The organism is Clostridium sp. CM039 (assembly GCF_055081075.1).
In genome coordinates, this window is record NZ_CM143649.1 from 1,306,335 (window position 1) to 1,326,496 (window position 20,162).

General features: G+C 29.9%; 20 protein-coding genes. 5 read left to right on the plus strand and 15 right to left on the minus strand.

The window, feature by feature from the left end; all coding sequences use genetic code 11:
• Positions 1-63: 63 nt before the first annotated feature.
• The 6 genes from ACWJJ2_RS06105 to ACWJJ2_RS06130 form a co-directional block, all read right to left on the minus strand.
• The gene (locus ACWJJ2_RS06105) at positions 64-1,500 is read right to left on the minus strand and encodes a HAMP domain-containing sensor histidine kinase (protein ID WP_462953986.1); all 1,437 of its coding nucleotides are present in this window, start codon (positions 1,498-1,500) and stop codon (positions 64-66) included.
• Positions 1,501-2,154, minus strand: coding sequence for a response regulator transcription factor (locus ACWJJ2_RS06110; RefSeq protein WP_462953987.1), 654 nt, complete (start codon positions 2,152-2,154; stop codon positions 1,501-1,503). It abuts the gene before it with no gap.
• A 116-nt stretch (positions 2,155-2,270) separates the two neighbouring features.
• The gene (locus ACWJJ2_RS06115) at positions 2,271-2,672 is read right to left on the minus strand and encodes a hypothetical protein (protein WP_462953988.1); all 402 of its coding nucleotides are present in this window, start codon (positions 2,670-2,672) and stop codon (positions 2,271-2,273) included.
• A gap of 196 nt (positions 2,673-2,868) precedes the next feature.
• Positions 2,869-3,888, minus strand: coding sequence for a sensor histidine kinase (locus tag ACWJJ2_RS06120; RefSeq protein WP_462953989.1), 1,020 nt, complete (start codon positions 3,886-3,888; stop codon positions 2,869-2,871).
• A complete protein-coding gene (locus ACWJJ2_RS06125; RefSeq protein WP_462953990.1) occupies positions 3,885-4,559 on the minus strand; it encodes a response regulator transcription factor in 675 nt (224 codons plus the stop codon). The genes ACWJJ2_RS06120 and ACWJJ2_RS06125 overlap by 4 nt, the downstream gene beginning before the upstream one ends.
• 150 nt (positions 4,560-4,709) lie before the next feature.
• Complete coding sequence (locus ACWJJ2_RS06130) at positions 4,710-5,444, minus strand: Fic family protein (protein WP_462953991.1); 735 nt, start codon at positions 5,442-5,444, stop codon at positions 4,710-4,712.
• Positions 5,445-5,756: 312 nt separating this feature from the next.
• On the opposite strand from ACWJJ2_RS06130, the gene ACWJJ2_RS06135 reads away from it, so the two are divergent.
• From ACWJJ2_RS06135 to ACWJJ2_RS06150, 4 genes are all read left to right on the plus strand, one after another.
• A complete protein-coding gene (locus ACWJJ2_RS06135; protein WP_462954319.1) occupies positions 5,757-6,263 on the plus strand; it encodes a flavin reductase in 507 nt (168 codons plus the stop codon).
• Positions 6,264-6,437: 174 nt separating this feature from the next.
• Positions 6,438-7,286, plus strand: coding sequence for a site-specific integrase (locus ACWJJ2_RS06140; RefSeq protein WP_216304459.1), 849 nt, complete (start codon positions 6,438-6,440; stop codon positions 7,284-7,286).
• The gene (locus ACWJJ2_RS06145) at positions 7,279-8,466 is read left to right on the plus strand and encodes an IS91 family transposase (RefSeq protein WP_216304460.1); all 1,188 of its coding nucleotides are present in this window, start codon (positions 7,279-7,281) and stop codon (positions 8,464-8,466) included. The genes ACWJJ2_RS06140 and ACWJJ2_RS06145 overlap by 8 nt, the downstream gene beginning before the upstream one ends.
• A gap of 365 nt (positions 8,467-8,831) precedes the next feature.
• Entirely contained in the window at positions 8,832-9,371 is a 540-nt protein-coding gene (locus ACWJJ2_RS06150) for a nitroreductase family protein (RefSeq protein WP_462953992.1), read from the plus strand.
• A 184-nt stretch (positions 9,372-9,555) separates the two neighbouring features.
• Here the strand turns inward: ACWJJ2_RS06150 and ACWJJ2_RS06155 are convergent, their stop codons facing one another.
• The 9 genes from ACWJJ2_RS06155 to ACWJJ2_RS06195 all read right to left on the minus strand — a co-directional run bounded on the left by ACWJJ2_RS06155 (position 9,556) and on the right by ACWJJ2_RS06195 (position 19,247).
• On the minus strand, positions 9,556-10,209 hold the full coding sequence (locus ACWJJ2_RS06155; protein ID WP_462953993.1) for a CatB-related O-acetyltransferase: 654 nt from the start codon (positions 10,207-10,209) through the stop codon (positions 9,556-9,558).
• Positions 10,210-10,375: 166 nt separating this feature from the next.
• Positions 10,376-10,933, minus strand: a complete 558-nt coding sequence (locus tag ACWJJ2_RS06160) for a cysteine hydrolase family protein (protein ID WP_462953994.1) — start codon at positions 10,931-10,933, stop codon at positions 10,376-10,378.
• 405 nt (positions 10,934-11,338) lie between these two features.
• Positions 11,339-12,319, minus strand: a complete 981-nt coding sequence (locus tag ACWJJ2_RS06165; protein WP_462953995.1) for a DUF4367 domain-containing protein — start codon at positions 12,317-12,319, stop codon at positions 11,339-11,341.
• Positions 12,309-12,881, minus strand: coding sequence for a sigma-70 family RNA polymerase sigma factor (locus ACWJJ2_RS06170; RefSeq protein ID WP_216302974.1), 573 nt, complete (start codon positions 12,879-12,881; stop codon positions 12,309-12,311). Before ACWJJ2_RS06170 ends, ACWJJ2_RS06165 begins: the two co-directional genes overlap by 11 nt.
• Positions 12,882-13,204: 323 nt before the next feature.
• Positions 13,205-15,181: an ABC transporter permease gene (locus ACWJJ2_RS06175; protein WP_462953996.1), complete on the minus strand. Its 1,977-nt coding sequence runs from the start codon at positions 15,179-15,181 to the stop codon at positions 13,205-13,207.
• On the minus strand, positions 15,171-15,938 hold the full coding sequence (locus tag ACWJJ2_RS06180; RefSeq protein WP_216302971.1) for an ABC transporter ATP-binding protein: 768 nt from the start codon (positions 15,936-15,938) through the stop codon (positions 15,171-15,173). The genes ACWJJ2_RS06175 and ACWJJ2_RS06180 overlap by 11 nt, the downstream gene beginning before the upstream one ends.
• Before the next feature lie 131 nt (positions 15,939-16,069).
• Positions 16,070-16,930 (minus strand): sensor histidine kinase, encoded by an 861-nt coding sequence (locus ACWJJ2_RS06185; RefSeq protein ID WP_253198164.1) that lies wholly within the window; start codon positions 16,928-16,930, stop codon positions 16,070-16,072.
• A 152-nt stretch (positions 16,931-17,082) separates the two neighbouring features.
• Positions 17,083-17,754, minus strand: a complete 672-nt coding sequence (locus tag ACWJJ2_RS06190; RefSeq protein ID WP_216302969.1) for a response regulator transcription factor — start codon at positions 17,752-17,754, stop codon at positions 17,083-17,085.
• Between the two features lie 329 nt (positions 17,755-18,083).
• Positions 18,084-19,247: a dicarboxylate/amino acid:cation symporter gene (locus tag ACWJJ2_RS06195; protein ID WP_462953997.1), complete on the minus strand. Its 1,164-nt coding sequence runs from the start codon at positions 19,245-19,247 to the stop codon at positions 18,084-18,086.
• A gap of 426 nt (positions 19,248-19,673) precedes the next feature.
• Here ACWJJ2_RS06195 and ACWJJ2_RS06200 point away from each other — a divergent pair, with 426 nt between their 5' ends.
• Entirely contained in the window at positions 19,674-20,069 is a 396-nt protein-coding gene (locus tag ACWJJ2_RS06200; RefSeq protein ID WP_216302967.1) for a ribosomal maturation YjgA family protein, read from the plus strand.
• Positions 20,070-20,162 lie beyond the last annotated feature (93 nt).

Sequence of the window (20,162 nt, forward strand, 5' to 3'; positions counted from 1 at the left end):
ACATTTTATTTATATCTACTCACAATTCCTATTATTAAATAAATTAGTCCCATTATCTCTATTTTATAGGTGGCAACTTATATCCTTAAACACCATCCGCATAGTAGTACCCTTGCCTAAATTACTCTCAACACAAATTTTAGCATTATGAATCTCAGCAATCTGTGTACATATTGAGAGCCCCAAACCAGCACCATTATTACTCCTATTCCTAGATTTATCTCCCATGTAAAAAGGCTCAAAAATTTTTTCTATCTCATCTTTAGCAATACCTACCCCATTGTCTTTAACTTCAATTATTGCATTTATATTCATATAAGCCTTTAAGCAAATTTCATCCCCTATTTTAGATGCCTTTACTGCATTATCAATTATATTGCTTATTAAAATAACAAACAGTTCTTTGTCTATTAGTAAATCAAAATCCTCTGTTATAATTTTCAAATTTATTTCTTTATCCCTCAGCTTACAATGTAAATGACTATTAATTTCATATAAAAGTTTTTTTACATTTGTATTCTTCTTTTTTATGCTTTCTCTTTTTAAAATTATCAAATCCATTAATTTTGAAGATAATTTTTCTAATCTTTTGCCTTCATTATATATATAATTTAAGGATTCTATAGTGGTTTTCTCATCACATTTATTAGTCCTTAAAAAGTCAGCATACCCTATTATTGAAGTCAAAGGAGTCCTAATTTCATGTGATAAATTATCAATAAATCTTTGCTTATCCTCTGATACATTTTCTAGTGCATTTATCTTATCTTCTATTACGTCTGCCATATTATTAAAGTTTTTAGCAAGTAATCCAATCTCATCATCGGACCCTACACTTACTCTTTCACTGAAATTACCTTCAGATATTTCTTGAGTTGATTTTATGAGTTTATTTATAGGCTTCACAATGGCTTTACTTAATATTACCATAACGCCTGCTAATGCAATGCATATAATTATATTTAACCTGATTAAAAGGTTAAACATAGATTTTTGATTTTCATAAATACTTGATATATCCTTTATATAATAAATCCTGTAATAATAATTATTTAAATTTATTTTTTTATTTATAAACACATATGATTTACTATTTACATCTCGTATTGCATAAGTAACTTTATTTAAAGGTGTATTCAATTCTGCCTTTGTAATATTGGCATTTCCCTTAAAATCATTACAAATTTTTTCGCCGAACTCATCTGTTATATTTATGTATATTTTTTCACCTTTAAAATAACTCATGTATGTGCTTATAATTGAATCTGTTTCTTTTTTGCTAAATTGATACTGTTCAGGATTGGTATACTTATAGATTTTTGCTAAATACATATTAGCTTCCAATAAGCTACATAGTCTATTTTGCTCATTTATTCCAGAATTAATTTCACTATCTAAATTTAATGTAAAGCTTTTATTTATCAAATATACACTGGAAGAAATGAAAAAAACCTGAAAAACTATTAATGTACATATGAATATTTTCTCCCAAAGTTTCATTTACTCCTCCAATCTATATCCTAAACCAAACACTGTTTTTATATTGTCCTTTAAGCCTAATTTTTTTCTTAGTTTTTGAATATGATTGTCTATAGTTCTAGTTTCTCCAATATAGTCATAACCCCAAACTTTCTCTACTAGTCGCTCTCTTGTAAGTGCTATGTTTTTATTTTGTACTAAAAATGCCAAAAGTTCAAATTCCTTCAATGTAAGATCAATGATTTCCCCCTTTTCCTTTACTGTCCGCTCCCGAAGATTTATTTCTAAATTTTTGCATTTAAATGTTTCAGTATTTTTTTTATAATGCCTTAGAACATTTTTAATTCTTGCAATAAGCTCTATGCCTTCAAATGGTTTTGTAATATAGTCATCTGCACCAATTCTTAACCCATTAACTTTATTCTCAACAGAATTTTTAGCAGTTAAAAAAATTGCAGGTAATTCTAATGGTTTTATCTTCTCAAATAAAGTAAAACCATCCATATTTGGAAGCATTATATCAAGAAGTACTAAATCAAATTTTTCATTTTGTATCATTTTTAAAGCTTCTTCTCCATCATAGCATTGCTTACACTCATAGTTTGCCATATTTAAATTAAGTTTAATTAAATTTGATATTGGCACGTCATCTTCCACAATTAATATATTTATCATTCTTTAACCACCTACTATTTTTTTCTGCATTGGGAATTATATTGCAAATTTCATTGTATTTAAATTATAACGCGTAAAGCCTACAATAGAATTATTTGAACCACTGAACTCTAACATTATTCCGGTACCGCGAGCCTATATATGTCTAAAACCTGACCTGTTTGTGTATCTATCTCTACACAAACCCCACGGCCTCCACCGTTTTCAATTTCTTTTATTATATTTTCTATTTCTTGGATAGTTGCAAGGCTATCCTTTTCTGTTCCACCTTCAAATTTTTTCAACTTTTGGGTAAGCTCCTCTTTTGTAACATTATTCGTTACTTTTTTAGTGTTACCTTTTACAGCCAAAGTGTCCGAAATATCCTTCTTCACAGCAATCTCCGTCTTTTCACTCGCCACTTTAACAACATTTTTAGTCACACTAGCAGAATTTCGGCTTGCAAATGCGACTACTCCCGTACTTGAAGCTATTAATCCAACTGCCAATACTAATTTTATCAATCTTTTTTTATTCATTGTCATCAACCTCCAAAATAAATTTGCAATCAATATATATACGTCATTTTGACTACATTTTTTATTATGTACTATAAATGTGTTACACTCATCCTCAAGTTATCTCCAACTTGTAAATTTTCACGCACAATAAAAAGCGCTCAAACGCAAAAGATTGAATTATACAAAAATCAAAATATACCGTTCTTACTTCACCTTACATTTTTGTAACATCATAGTAATTATCCCATTTTAGAAAATGAATAATTACTTTGGTGCCTTTACCATATTCTGATTCTAGGGTAATATAATGGCCAAGTTTTTTAGCAATTTTTTGAGAAAGGTACAAACCCATTCCACTAGCTTTTAAGTTTTCGTTTCTTCCGTTAAAACCTGTAAAAGACTTTTTAAATAATCTATTTATATCTTCACTTTTAATGCCTATTCCCGTATCTTCTACTATTAATAAAACCTCTTTTGTGGCTTTAATATGTTTAAATATTATGCTTCCACCATTGCTGGTATATTTTAATGAATTTGAAAGGAGCTGATCAATTATGAAAAGCAACCACTTTTTATCGGTATCTATAATAAGAGTTTCAGGTACATTATTTATTAATTTAATATGTTTTTTTATAAATATAATTGAATGTTTTTTAATACTTTCTTTAATTACTTTGTTGATACTCACTTCTGAAAGGATATAATCTTCAGAAAAATTATTACTTCTTGAATAATAAAGTACCTTTTCAACATAATCCTCAATCTTTTCAAGTTCTTCTTTTAAGGATGAAGATGTAGCGCCTGTGCTCTCAATCAATAACTTTGATGTAGTAATTGGAGTTTTAATTTCATGAACCCACGCAGTCATAAACTCTGCATTTTCTTTGAAATCTGTTTCCGTGCTTCTTGCAATTTTCAGGAAATCTTCATAAATCATCTGAATTATTTGAGCATATATTTCATCTTTATAATCTATTGGACCCGGTAAAATAGGAGTTTTATCTTCTGAATTTTTAACGAATAAAAGCTTTTTAATATGCTGGGATTTTTCATAATAATCTATACTAATATAAATTATTAACATGAAAAAAGAAACAAATATTATGTAAAGTAAATTAGAAGTAAGTACGCGATTTTTTCTGTCAAAACATATAGTTAATGAAATAAAAGCCATGAGAAGAAAGTAAAATACTAAAAGCTTAAGGTTCTCCTTTAAATATTTAATAAAGCTCATTTAATAACATATCCTTGATTTATAATGGTCTTAATAAAATCTATAAGACCAATTTCTTTTAGCTTTTTTCTCAGTCTGTTTATATTAACTGTTAGTGTATTGTCATCGATGAAGTTTTCATCTTGCCAAAGTTCTTGCATTATATCCTCGCGGCTTACTATGGTTTCATGCTTTTTCATTAATACATATAATATTTTAAATTCATTTTTGGTTAGTTCAATTGATTTTTCGCCTACGTAAAGGGTGTTATCCCTTAATGATAGCACAGCGCCTTTATAATCAATAGTATCCAAACTTGTATCTCCATAAGAATAGGTCCTACGTAAAATTGCATTTATTTTTGCCATAAGTATATCCAGAGAAAAAGGTTTTGTAATGTAATCATCCGCACCCGTATTCACTGCCATAATAACATCCATATTTGTACTTCTTGAAGATAAAAATATTACTGGCACCTTAGAAACATTTCTAATTTTATTACACCAATAAAATCCATCAAAAGCAGGCAGATTTACATCCATTAGAACAAGTTCCGGCTTTACCTTCACAAATTCTTCAAATACATTATTGAAGTTATTAACTGCATAGGCTTCAAAACCCCATTTACAAAGAGATTCTTTTATTATATCTCTAATTTTCTCTTCGTCTTCAATTATCAATATTTTATACATGACATCCCCCTTAATGATTTTACGAATTATCGTTCATACTCCTATAATCTACCTATAATATACCATATTCTATAGATGAAATTAAATCTAAATTAAAATAACCATGAATACTTCATAAAACAGAAGTAACCATGGCTTTTTATTTCTAAATTATTTTGTTAAATATAGATACGTATCTAAGCTTCTATCTACAGCTCCTGAAATGATTTTTATAAATCCCTCTAACTTCCCCTCTAAACTAGCCAATTCTAATGCTTTCATATATTCCTCTCTATTTTCAGTCCTTATCACTGTTATAGGGTATCCATTTCTCATTAATATAAGATTCATAAGAAGCCTTGCAGTTCTTCCATTTCCATCAGTAAAAGGATGAATATACACATACCTAAAGTGAAACTCTGCTGCCAATTCTATTGGATGTTTTTTATTCTTGCTGCAATTATACCACTCTATTAGTTCTGTCATTTTTTCTTTCACTAAAAAATGTTCTACAGGTATATGCTTGCTACCACTGATAATTGCATTATTTTGTCTATATTCTCCAGCATACTTATTATCTATACTTTTCAATATTAAGTAATGTAAGTCTTTAATAACCCTTTCTGATATATCCGTATCTTCACTTACAATGTCTTCTACATAATCAATTGCTTCCTTGTGGTTAATTACTTCTAAATGTTCTTTTAAGCTCTTACCTTTTCCTATAGTTAAGCCATCCTCCAAGATTACTTTAGTTTCAGTTATTGTCAGAGTATTTCCTTCTATCGCATTAGAATTATATGTTAGTTCCACATCAAAATATTTTTTTAAATTTTCTACAGCAATTCTACTCAAGGGTCTCTTGCCATCTAGTGATTCCTTTTTATTATCTATGATTTCAAACATAATTTCCACTCCTATTCGTATAGTATATTACTTACCGCCTTCACCACTTGTTCAATTATTACTGATTTGCGATTGATGATGCCAATGCTTTAAACAAAAATGAATGTACGCTTTCAAATAAAACCTTACATTATATCTTTATTCAATTATATGATATATCCCTATAGTTATTCAAGCAGTTAACATAATTATGTATAAATTGTATAATAAAAGTTTTAAGAGTTGGTCTGCATGCTTGTATATGTTAATATGGTTATATAATGCATAAGTTAATTATTTGTTATAAACTATAAAAAAATTTACAGGAGGACAATTATGTTTAAAGAAATTAAAGTCGAGGAATTACAGTTCAACCCTTTCACAAAAATCGGGAAAGAATGGCTGCTGATAACAGCAGGGAATAAGGAGAAATTTAATACAATGACTGCTAGTTGGGGTGGTGTTGGTGTATATTGGGGAATGAATGTTGTTACCACATACATAAGGCCTCAGAGATATACGAAAGAATTTATCGATGCAAATGACATGTTTACGATTGCTTTTTTTGATGAGAAGTATAGGAAAGCCCTAAATATATGTGGTAGCATTTCAGGAAGAGACACAGATAAGGTAAACGAAGCTGGACTCACTCCTTATTTTGTTGACGATACAGTATCCTTTGAAGAAGCAAACATGATAATTGTTTGTAGGAAGGTATATCATTGTGCCATGCCGCCTGAAAATTTCGAGTCCAAAGAGAATGATGCAAAATGGTATCCAAACAAGGATTATCATACAATGTACATCTCTGAAATTACAAAAGTGCTCGTAAAGGCCTAAAAGAACTAAACCGCTAAAAACGGTGGCAGACAAGTGCTAATCATATTAATTTAATTTTTACTTAAATAAAATAGAAAGAAGTATCCTTATTTGACTAAGATACTTCTTTATTATAATACACACTTCCTATAAACTTTTATTGTCGAAATAAAAAATAAGGAAGTGTTATTATTTATGTCAGAATTAAAAGAAAAAATGAAAATGGATATGGAACTAAGGGGTTATAGTCCAATGACTATAAAAAGCTATATCAATCACGTTAGTAACTTTGCTAAATTTTACAACAAATCACCAAAGTATTTAGGTGAAAAAGAAATTTGTGACTATCTACATTATTGTATCATTAAAAAAAAATTAAGTGAAGGAACAGTTAATTATATTAATTCAAGTCTTAAATTTTTTTATACTAAAACTCTAAATAGATATTGGAATTCGGACAAAATTGCAAGGATGAAAGAACCATCAAAATTACCTGCTGTATTATCTCCAGATGAGGTTAAATCCATCTTTGATGTTACTGAAAACCTCAAGCATAAGGCAATTCTCATGACGGTCTACTCCGCAGGATTAAGAGTTAGTGAAGTTTGCAACCTAAAAATAACAGATATTGATAGTAAAAACATGCAAATATTAATTAGAGAGGGCAAAGGTAAAAAAGATAGATATTCATTGTTGTCTAAAGCAAATTTAGAAATCCTCAGAGAGTATTGGAGCAGATATCATCCTACGGAATATTTATTTTCTGGAAAGGGTCGTACAGATTCTATAAGTCCACGTAGTGTTCAGAAAACGCTCGAGAAATCTATAAAAAAAACTAAAATTACTAAGCATGCAACTGTCCATACGCTTCGCCATAGCTTTGCAACTCACTTATTGGATGCTGGTACGGATATCTGCTACATTCAAAGACTTTTAGGACATACCCGAATTACTACTACCACTATCTATTTACATCTTAGAAGGATGGATTTACTTAATATAAAGAGTCCGTTGGATATCCTCTTAGGAGAGAACGATGATTGAGATTCAAGATATATTCAATCAACATGGTGATGAATATAGGAGGAATCATCAGCTTCCGCTGAATATTTTAAAAACTATGATAGCTATTGAAGCTTGTAGAACAGCAGAGCTTGGTGGTCATGTAGACGAATGTGATGAATGTGGACACGTTAGGATTTCTTATAATTCCTGCCGAAACAGGCATTGTCCTAAATGCCAAACTTTATCCAAGGAAAGATGGCTTGAAAAAAGAAAAGAGGATTTATTATCCGTAGGGTATTTTCATGTAGTTTTCACTATTCCTGAAGAGCTTAACTATATAACATTAACAAACCAAAAGGAAATGTATTCTATTCTATTTAAATCTGTTTCTGAAACACTACTTGAACTTTCAAGTGATAAAAAACATTTAGGAGCAGAAATTGGATTTATGGCAATTTTGCATACGTGGGGTCAAAATTTAATGAATCATCCACACGTACATTGCATAGTTCCTAGTGGCGGATTAACTTTAGATGGTAACCGATGGATAAATTCAAAAAAAGATTTCTTTATCCCAGTGAAAGTGCTTTCAAGAAAATTTAGAGGTAAATTTTTATTTTACCTTAAAAGAGCTTATTATAGTAATGCACTTAAATATACTACAGGAATTGAGGAATTAACAAAGAAACATATATTTCAGAGCTTCATAGATAAGTTATATAAAAAAGAATGGATTGTATATTGTAGACCTCCTTTTGGGAGTGCGGAGTACGTACTTGAATACCTTGGTAGATATACTCATAGAGTAGCGATATCTAATCATCGAATTGTAAATTTAGAAAATGGATATGTAACATTTAAATGGAGAGATTATAAAGACCATAATAAAGAAAAGTTTATGACACTTACAGTAGATGAATTTATTAGAAGATTTCTCATGCATGTTTTACCAAGAAAGTTTGTTAAAATTAGACATTATGGAATATTAAGCAATAGAAATAGGTCAACTAAGCTTCAAAAATGCAAAGAACTTACAGGGACAATAGAAAATAAAAATCAAAATTTAGAAGTTAAGTTAAGTGCAGCGGAGCTTCTTTTAAAGCTTACAGGGATAGATATAAATATCTGTTCTTGCTGTGGTAAAGGTAAAATGATTACAAAAGAGAAATTAAATCGCCAAAATTATTCGCCACCAGGAGGAATAAATAAAATAGCATAAAGTTTTTATTTAGGGGAGGGGGAAATTACGTCTATTTTTAGAAAATAATCAAGGCTTAGAATGATTTAAGATGCATTTGTGGAAATTAAAGTTAATACTCTTAGTGTTAAAGAAAATTTCAGAAAGAGGGAAAAGATTGAATCTCCATAGTAGTGGAAACGCGGCATCGTTCTTTAGCTTGTTTCAGAAATTGAGCAACTTTAGTGGCTATCATCATTTAAGCATATACTTATGGTGATAGTTTTTATCGGCTCAACATCTGAATCCAAACCTATTCATATTACGTATCAATTTTAAATATTATATTAACAGGGATATAGTGTAGCCTGTGCTACACTATATATATTAAGGAGGCATCTAAAACTATGATAAAAGAAATTACAGCGCGTAGAAGTATAAGGAAATATATTGATAAACCAGTTGAAAATGAAAAAATAACACAGCTACTTGAGAGTGCAAGACTTGCTCCATCTGGTAGTAACACGCAGCCTTGGCATTTCATTGTAGTAAAATCCGAATTAAGTAGACAAAAATTAGCTAAAGTTTCTCATAACCAAAAATGGATGATTTCTTCTCCAGTTTTTATTGTATGTGTAGCAGATATACGTTGCAGAATAGAAGACGATGTAAATGTATTATTAAATGAAGATAGTTCACAAGAAGAACTTAAGCAGATAATCAGAGATACCTCAATTTGTATAGGACATATGCTGCTTGAAGCTGATAACTTAGGATTAGGTACTTGTTGTGTTGCATGGTTTATCCAAGAAGAAATAAGACCAATTTTAAATATACCTGATGATAAATATGTAGTTGGCATTATTACTCTTGGTTATGCAAATGAAACACCAAAAGCTCGTACGCGAAAAAAACTTAAAGAACTAATACATTATGAAAATTGGTAAAAATACATATGAACATCATTCAACATAATAAGTCTCCACGATTTAAAGTAATTTAAAGAAATGGAGACTTATTATCTATTATAAACTTAAAATTAAGTATACCATCCCATAAATTGTACTATTTCTATATTCAGCCTCAAGGATGCTCAAGTTAAGCAATGACCAGTATTGTTCATTTATTTTTCTACATTCCCTTAAGTTTCCTTCTATCTAACTTATCAATGTTTCCTGATTGAATATATTTAATATTTGCTTGGATTTTTTCATCTGTCCAATCCCACCACTTAATTTTCAATAATTTTAAAATTATATCATCACTAAACCTTTTCTTTATAACTTTTGCAGGTATGCCTCCAACAATAGTATAAGGTGGAACATCTTTAGTAACTATTGCTCTGGTTCCAATAATTGCACCATCACCAATTTTCACACCTGACATAATTATAGCGTCATAACCTATCCACACATCATTGCCAATTACAATATCTCCTTTATTATCCCAAGCATCTGTTACATTACTGACGTCTAAACCCCATTCCTCATAAAATATTGGAAATGTATAAGTAGATATTGATTTCATTGTGTGATTTCCACTTGTCATGAGAAACTTCGCTTTACATGCAATTGAACAAAACTTCCCAATTATTAACTTATCATTGTTTACAGGATACTGATATAATACATTATTTTTTTCAAAATCCCTTGGATCACTATAATAATCATTATATATTGTATAATCTCCAACTCTTATATTATCTCTTGTAATTACATTTTTAAGATATATTGTTTGGTAATCATTACTTCTTGGATATACTTTACCTGAATTTGGAATAACCATATTTAACTCCCTTCATTTATATTGTCTTACTCTTACGACACATTTTTTTACGATTGTTCATCAATCGTATATTTAGGATTAATCTACTCTTTATGAAAAATGAGTCTTATTAAGTATAAATTTTATACTTGTACCCTTTAAAGAAAATTGTACTCTAAGGAACTCATTATTTATTTTGTTTAAACTTTTGAATTGTAGTTAAGAGTATCCCTTCGTTCTCATACTTTTCTAATATTTTTGGCATCTTCCTCATATTTGAGGTTACTATTACATCCTCTAAAACTATTGATTTATATCCTTTATCTATTGCTCCTATTGATGTCCTGTATACACATGCAGTTGCATCTAATCCAACAATAAAGACTTCATTGATATGATTTTGTTTAAGGAAACTATCTAATTTAGGATTTGAAAAAGCATTTCCTTTATCTTTTGAATAAATATAATTATTAACAATCTTTATTCTTGAATCTATCTCACTTCCCTGCGTTCCTTTGATAAATCTGTTTCTGATTACAATTTTATTTAAAAAATTACTATTTATTTCATGCTTTATATATATAACAGTAATTCCTTTCTTTTCACTACTTTCAATAACTAAATTCACATTACTAATAAGTTCTTGTGAATTTTTATATGGTCGTTTTGCTGTTTTTCCTGTAGCATCCTCCTGTATATCTATCACAAGTAATGCTTTATTAATATTATCATTTTGATTATTCAATTCCGTCTCCCTCAATTGATTCATATTTTGACCCTAAAGTGATTTTCAATTAATCTTTTATAATAATGCCAACACTACGAAGGCCTAACAAACCCCCACCCTTATTCTCCATATTCATTCATTATCCCTGTTGTTCTTTCACCAGCCCCTGCTATAAAGACGCATTTATATTCATACTTTTTCACACAGACGCTTCCTTTATATATTTCAATCTATTTTATATTTGTTTATGACACCTTCGTCACAAAATACAACCGCTTCTCAATCCTTTATGTAATATTATCATTTTTTACCACACATTGGAACATTTTTTTCATAAATAAAGATCATACATTAAAAAAAATAAATAAATCACAAGTATGGTAATATCCCTTACTTGTGATTTATTTTCATATGCCTTAATGATTATTTAATAGATTCTGCAATCTTTATTAATTCACTCTTTGTAATTCCTGCATCTTTACCCGCTAAAAAATAAATCGCAGTTTTAGTTTCCCAATCAATGCTTCTATTATTACTTATTACAGCATTTGCACCATTAATTTTCGTTTTTTCAATTGTACCGTCTGTTGAAAGTTCACCTTTAGTGGTTCCATCTGGAAACCTTTGTTGCACATGTATACATTCTCCAGATTTCTCATTAGTGAAATACAACTCAATATATTTACTATTTTTAACTTTTGTTTCATTCTTCTCCTTATAAAATTCTGCTCTATCAAATTTATATCCTTCTGGCAAAAACGTTGGAAGCTTAACATCAAAGCAAGTATATTCATTTAATTTACTAGAATCTTTTACTTCAACAACTACACCTTCTTCCCTTTCTTTGTCCATTTTTTCTTGCTCAGCTACAGTTATTATTTTTCCATTCTGCATATGAGCAATTTTTTCACCTTTTGCTGTGAATAATTCGTTGCGATTCTCCTTCGTAACTACTTGTACTTGCTTTCCTTGTTTATCAAAAACTTTGCCTTTATACTCATCCGTAAGTCTCATCTCTTTTATTTTAGATGGTTCCGTTTGTATAACACTTATATGTCCTAAAGATATAGTTTTTATTACTTTCTCAGCTATCTCTTGAGCAAAGGATGTTTGCATTACAGAAACGCTTATTATACATATTGCTGCCACTGCAATAGCAGTTTTTTTAAATTTATTTGATTTCTTCATAATATTCTCTCCTTTATTTTCATTTATACTTTTCAAAGTTTTATTAAATATAGCTTCTTTATTGCTATCTTTGCTAAAATCTTTATCTGATATATTCTTGCTAAATTCTAAAAGTTCATTATATTCACTTTGCTCTATTTTTCTCTTATCCTCTATCCCATTAAAATAAGCATCTATTTCTCTAGAAAACTTATCTTCAATTTTCTTATTGCTCATATTGTTCCCTCTCTTCCTCAATTTTCTTTTTTAGCTTTTTCATTGTTCTATAAAGTATTACTCCAACATTGCCTTCTGTAATATCTAATATTTGTGCTATCTCCTGATTTTTAAGATTTGCACCGAACTTAAGAGAAACAATATTTCGATCCCTTTCATTCAACATCTTCAAAGCCTTTGAAAGTTCACTGTTACTTTCTGCTGATAATATTATCTCTTCTGGAGTTTTTCCTTTTGATACCAAGTCCTTAATTGTGTCAATAGAGAATAATTTATGCTTTTTTAAGCTTCTAAAATAATCATTTACTATGTTTCTAGCTATAGCAAACATCCACACCTCAAAAGGTGACTTATGTTTAGAATACATGTCTATTTTAAACATTATTTTTTCAAAAACCTGACTTGTAAGGTCTTCTGACGTTTCAATGCTATTAACGCGATAATACATATAGTTGAAAACTCTTTTGTAATAGATTTCAAAAATATGAGCAATTTCTTCTTTACATAATTCTTCTGTAACTTCTTTTTTATATGAAATATCACACAATGCAAGTTGCTTCATCTTTTTAAAGCCCTCCCTTCTTTGTTTTTTACCCGACCAAGTAATCTCATATGTTAATACGTAAATTTTTTCATTTCATTACATAAATTTCACTTTTTTAATAGCAACCTCTATCACAAACTATTGTTACAATAATATATTCTTATGTTATATTTTAAAAGCTTAATAAAATACTAATCTAAAAAAACAGATATAACATCATAGAATACTATGTTGCCTACCTATTTTTTCAGATTAGTTAAATGTTTTCTGTATTCATCTAAGGTTACTAAATCTCTAAGTTGGCCTCATTCAATCAGCACCCATGGTTGCACATTCCCATACTACTTATTCATTCTTTTAGCACCTGCATAAGTTATCATTAAATATATTCCATATATACAGCATACAATAGCAGAAACAATAATAATATTTGTCATCATATTCGTTGTGCCCAACTGTTTAATAAGCTTACCGATAACTTTTAATGCGATACATGAGTGTAATAATGCCATTGCAAATGGAACCAAGAAGTAAACCAAAATCTGCGCTAATATACTGTTATTAACCTGTTTTCTTCCAACCCCAAGTTTTCGAAGCATTTTATATCTTCTTTTGCTATCACTCGCTTCTGACAACTCCTGAATTGCAAGTATGGCGCCGCTTGACACTAAAAAGATTATGCCTACATATATTCCCACAAAAGAAGCCAACATTGATGTTGTTAAATTTCCAATCTGTCTCATTACACGACATGCAGCAATGTAATTACCGTAATTTAATAATTCATTATCATACTTATCAATAACCGCAATGTCTAAATCCTTAAATGTATTAATTACAAGGCCGCCCATGCTCGCATTAAAGTTTTTCACCTGATCATCGGCTAAAATAATGATTGCTGTCGAGGCTGGATCATTTATATTACTAAAATTGCTATATAAACACTCATCTTTTTCTGACTTAAACTGCTTTCCATTTATTGAGATCTCATTAGCTTTTCCTTTTAATCCATTCACAACAATTTTATTGTTAGAACAGATTGCGTAAGATTTATCATCAATCTGTAATTTTTCTCTGCCTTCCATGCCAATCAAATTATTATAATCTGACAGTTTCATAACTGCAATCTGCTGCTGTGTGTTTAATAATTTCATGTCATTTTTAGTAATGTCTGATAAATATTCATCACTCATTAAACTTTTAATCTGAATTCCACTTTCATAAACTTCATATGCATAGATTTCCTTTATGTCGTCTTTAATAACCGTGTCTTTATTATTCATTATTTCTAATGCTGCTTTTTTATCTGCTAATCCATATATTGTAACCTCAAAAGGCTGGTTAAATTTAGAATTCCCAATAATAGCTTTATTCACACCAATTCCACTTGATAAAATCGTAATTGTTAAAAAAAGCATGAGTGTGATAATTGTCAATGAAATCACATTTTTACTTATTTTATTCCCAATCTGCCTTATTGTAAATAAATTTATGTTTTTTAGATATAGCTTATCTACTTTACGTAAGCATTCTGTTATAAAGCTTCCCAATGATAAAAAGAATAAATATGTTCCTATTACGCCACACCCCAAACTTACAAAGAACAATTTATTTTTTGGTTTAAGACCTATATTCAAAATAATTGCATAGGAAATGACTAACATAATAAGCGATAATGTAAAAGCTAAGAAACCTGCTTTCACAGACATAAATTTTGTTTTATCGCTTTTTATATCATATAATAAATTAATCAGCTTATTCTTTTTAATTATCTTAATATTAAATGCGGCAACACATGCAAAAATACTTGCAAAACATATAGCAGTTTTACGTAATGCACTCCACGAAAAAACGAACTTATATTTTGATAAATCTAGCGATTTGTCGCCTCTAAACATCTCTATTGTTACTACCTGTAACCCTTTTGAAGCAAATATTCCTAAAATAATACCGAAAAACATTGCTATTATTCCAATTAATAAAGTTTCCATCAAAAGCATCCTTGAAATATCATTACGTCCCATTCCCAGGCTTCCATAGATACCAAACTCATTTTTTCTTCGTTTAATCAGAAAATTATTTGCATATATAACTAAAAAACCGATGACTACTGATACAAATAGCGAAATGATTCCTAGAATATTTTCCAAAAGATTAAGTATCATTTCCTGACTGCTTTGGATTTGCGAAAATCCAGCCTGTGAATCCAATGAATTAAATGTAAAAAACATGGCAACCGAAAATGTCAGTGTAATAAAGTAAATAAGGTAATCGCCAAAACTTTTTTTAACGTTTTTATATACCAGCTTAAAATACATGATTGGTTTCTCCTCCCATTTCTGTTATTACTTCAATGACTCTGTCAAAAAAATCTTTTCTGCTATCTTTGCCTCTTTTTATCTCTGTAAAGAGTTTGCCGTCTTTTATAAAAAGAATTCTTTTCGCATAGCTTGCTGTAAATGCATCATGCGTAACCATTAGTATGGTTGCCTGCATATCCCGGTTTAGATATTCTAATGAATCTAAAAACTGAGCAGCTGATTTAGAATCCAAAGCTCCCGTCGGTTCATCAGCTAAAAGAAGGGATGGTCTTGAAATAATCGCTCTCGCACATGCTATACGCTGTTTTTGTCCGCCCGACATCTGACACGGATATTTATTTAATATATCTCTTATTCCTAATTTTTCTGAGATATTTTCTATCATTGCTGCTATTTCTTTTGGATTTTTCTTTTGAATCGTTAGTGCAAGTGCTATATTTTCATATGCTGTTAATGTATCTAGGAGATTTAAATCCTGAAAGATAAAACCTAACTCTTCTCTTCTAAACTTTTCTAATTTATTCTCAGACATTCCATCTATTCTTGTTCCATTAATATTTATTTCACCACCTGTAATATCATCAATCGTTGATATACAATTAAGCAGCGTTGTTTTTCCGCTTCCCGATGGTCCCATAATTCCAACAAATTCTCCCTCATTAACGCTAAATGAAATTCTGTCTAACGCCTTTGTCAGCATTCCTTTTGTACCATAATATTTTTCTATATGACTTACTTTTAATATTTCTTTCATCTTTTATTTCCTCCTCGTCTAACACTTTATGTACTAAGTATAATACGTATTTACATAATCCTATATTGATTTACATTTCAGTAATCTTTCATTTTTGAAAGATTACTGAGCAAAAAAATAAGTCATGATTATCATGACTCAAAACACATTGTTCCGCCTACTGGGAATACTATATTAAATTTTGTACCTTCTCCTCCGGTTGACTCTATGCTAAGAGCTATATTTAACTTATCTGATAACTTTTTACATATATATAGCCCCATACCTGTAGATTCGCCGTAAATTCTTCCATTCTCACCAGTAAATCCATGATTAAAAACCTGTTCAATATCCGATTCTGATATACCAATTCCATTATCTTCAATCGTAAGTATTATTTGATTATTTCTTTTTTTTGCTGTAACTCTTATGATTTTCTCGTCCTTATCTAAATATTTAATAGCATTTGTTATAATCTGCTGTAAAATAAAATTAAGCCATTTTTCATCCGAATATACAAAAACCTCAAGATTGTCAAATTCTAAATGTATTCTACTGTAAATAAAAGATTTTGCAAAGGTCTTAAAACATTTTTTGACAACACGCTCTAATGAAAGCTTTTTAATTAAATAATCATTCTCAGCATACTCACTCTTTGAATAATACAATACTTGATTCAGTAAACGTTCTATCTGCTTTAATTCAGTTTTAACATTCTTTGTCACCTGTGACGGATTATTGTCAATAATAAGTTCAGCGGATGCTAATGGTGTTTTTATTTCATGCAGCCATATTTCTAAATATTCTTTATAATTATCTGTCACCTGCTGGTATTCACAAATTTTATTAACAACACTTTTTTCAATTTTTCCAAATGTATTATATATAATATTTCCTTCGAAAAAGTCAGGTTCATCAAGTGTCTCCTTTATCAGATATAATTCATTTATTTTTTCTGTACTTTCAATAACACAATCATAAAATTCCTTTTTCTTCACGTAATCAATTGTCATAAATAAAAGAATTGGGAAATACCAGATTATTAAAATACCGAATAAACAGACACTCTCTATATTAATATAGATCAAGAACAGTATTAACAGAATGCTAAGTAGTGTATTACAGCATAGAAATAGCTTCTTATCATTCAAATATTTTCTAATATTCATTCTACTATGTACCCTTGTCCTCTTTTTGTTTTAATAAACTCTTTAAGGCCTATTTCATCTAATTTTTTTCTAAGTCTTGTCATATTTATAGAAAGGCTATTATCATCAGCAAAATATTCTGCAGACCATAACTCTTCCATTAATTCTTCTCTTGACACAATTTCATTTTTTCTTTTTATAAGGCTTGTCAATAAAATTAGTTCATTTTTTGTAATGTCAATCTTTACTCCATTTGCTGCCATTGAACTGTTACATAAATTTATGGTAAGTCCACTACATTCCATCCCCTCTTTAGATTTATTCCCTGCCTCGCTCCGTTTTAGTACTGCATTTACCCTAGCTAATAGTATCTCTGTGTTATATGGCTTTGTTATAAAATCATCTGCACCTAATTTTATGCTCAGAAGTTCATCCATGTCACTGTCACGGCTGGTTACTATAATAATTGGAACTTCTGAAAATCTTCGCACTTCTCTGCAGATATAATAACCGTCATATACAGGTAGGTTAATATCTAGCATCAGAAGTTCCGGCTGCTGCATTTTAATAACATCTATAATATTATCAAATGTTTCAGGAGCTATAACTTCATATCCATAACGCTCCAATAATACTTTTAGTTCCGTTCTAAGCCTTTGTGTATCTTCAACAACTAGTATTTTACTCATATTAAATTCCTCTTTATATGTTTTTATTTTGTGCTTTATACTTTACCTATACTTTAGGCTTTTGGCGCATCCACTGGTTACTATATTTTTTACAAATAATATTACTACCATATATCCATGCAACAACTTCTAGTGTTTCTTTATTATCTTCGGTATATTTTACCAATAAAAAACACTAATAGCAATCAGATTTTTGCTAATAAAGAAGGAGAGGTTTCCCTCTCCAATTTTCTATTAATGTCCTTATATGGATATTAAAAACTACCATATTAGAAAACCAGGCACATCATAGATAATAATTCCATGATGTGCCTGGCCTTTTAATATATTTATAATTTATGTTTATTTGCATATCCTGTAAGTATCAGTGTTAACGCACCATCCCCAGTAACATTACACGCAGTACCAAAGCTATCTTGCAACGCAAAAATTGTAATCATTAGTGCAGTACCCGTTTCATTGAAACCTAAAACGCTTACGATAAGACCTAAAGAAGCCAAAACAGTTCCTCCAGGAACACCAGGAGCACCTATTGCGAAAATACCAAGTAGAATAACGAATACTACCATAGATGTAAGATTTGGAAGCTTTCCATAAAGAATTTGTGAAACAGTCATAACAAAAAAAACTTCAGTTAAAACAGAACCACAAAGGTGAATATTTGCAAATAGAGGAATACCAAAGTCTACCATATCCGGTCTCAGTGAATCTGATTTTTTTGCACATGATAATGCAACAGGTAGTGTAGCAGCTGAAGACATTGTCCCAACTGCTGTTAAGTATGCAGGACCATAGTGTTTTAAAACAGACATAGGGTTTTTACCTGCGTATACACCAGCAATGCCGTATAAAGCAGTAAGCCAGATAATATGCCCAACAATTGCTATTAAAACGACACCTAAGAAAATAGGAAGTTGTTTTGTGACAGATCCCTCATAAGCAAGAGTCGCAAATGTTGAAGCTATGAAAACAGGAAGAATAGGAATGACTATTCTTGTAACAATTTCTAAAACCATGTTTTGAAATTCATCTAAAGCGGTTTCAATTGTTTTAGCGCTTGTCCATGTTGCAGCTAATCCAATAACCATAGAGAATACTAATGCACTCATAACTGGCATAATTTGAGGTATATCAAGTTTGAAGATTAATGCAGGTAGCTCTTTTAATCCCTCAGTAGCAGGTGTTATTGAAAGACTTGGTATAATTGCATATCCAGCGATTGCTGACATAGTTGCAGCACCAATTGAGGATACATAAGCTATAAAAACAGCAATACCTAACATTTTTGTAGCATTCTGTTTTAGCTTAGTGATAGATGGTGCTATAAATCCAATGATGATAAGTGGTACAGCAAAGAAGATTATTTGTCCTAGTATATATTTAATGGTAACAATTACAACCATTAAGCTTTTTGGACATACTAAACCAATACCTAACCCTAGTGCTACACCGACAATTAGTTTGATAATTAAGTTATTAGATTTTTTTTTCATAGTTTTCCCCCCTACCGTTATTACGGTTAAAAAATGTATTTTTATTTCCAATTTTTAATATATCATCAAGTATAACATTAAATCATCACCTGCGGTGCTACAATCTTAACGACTTCAGAAGGATATGTATACTCTCACTGAAGTTTTCTCTTTGTTAATGTATATAACTCCCACTTATAGTAGTGGGAGACTTGACTTCTGAAATGTCGTTAAAATTAAAATAAATTCAAAATGATGGTAATTCGTTTGCTTTACGATATAATAAAGGTACTAGTTATTCAATTGCATTGTATAAATATATAATATCATGGAAAATATAAGCCGTTTGCAACAAGGAATGAACGTAATATTGGAGTGACTTAGAGTAAAACCACTTTAAGTATTTCTGTTTATTTTAAAGTAAATGAGTGAAAGTAGAGGGTCTTTATGAAAATAAACATTAAGTATATATTGAGTTTTATTATTTTATTGATAACTGAAACAATTATTGCACTTTTTATAAATGACACCATTATTCGACCATACATTGGAGATATTCTGGTAGTTATTTTAATGTACACCTTCATAAGAGGGTTTATACAAAAACCAATAAAGTTTTTACCTATTTACCTATTCTTTTTTGCTTCAGCCGTAGAATTGGGTCAATATTATCATATTGTAGATTTGCTACATTTAGAAAACAATAAAATGATTTCAACAATTATCGGAACTTCATTTGATATAAAAGATATTGTATGCTACCTAATTGGAAGCATACTTTTGGTTGTGTGGGAAAAAATCACAAGATATACTATTATAAATAAGCCTTTAGATAGGTGGTGATGTTAACGACATTTCAGAAGGGAAGTCTCCCACTTATATAAGTGGGAGTATAAATCCCCTTCTGAAGTCGTTAATCTTTCAGCTCCGAAGGAG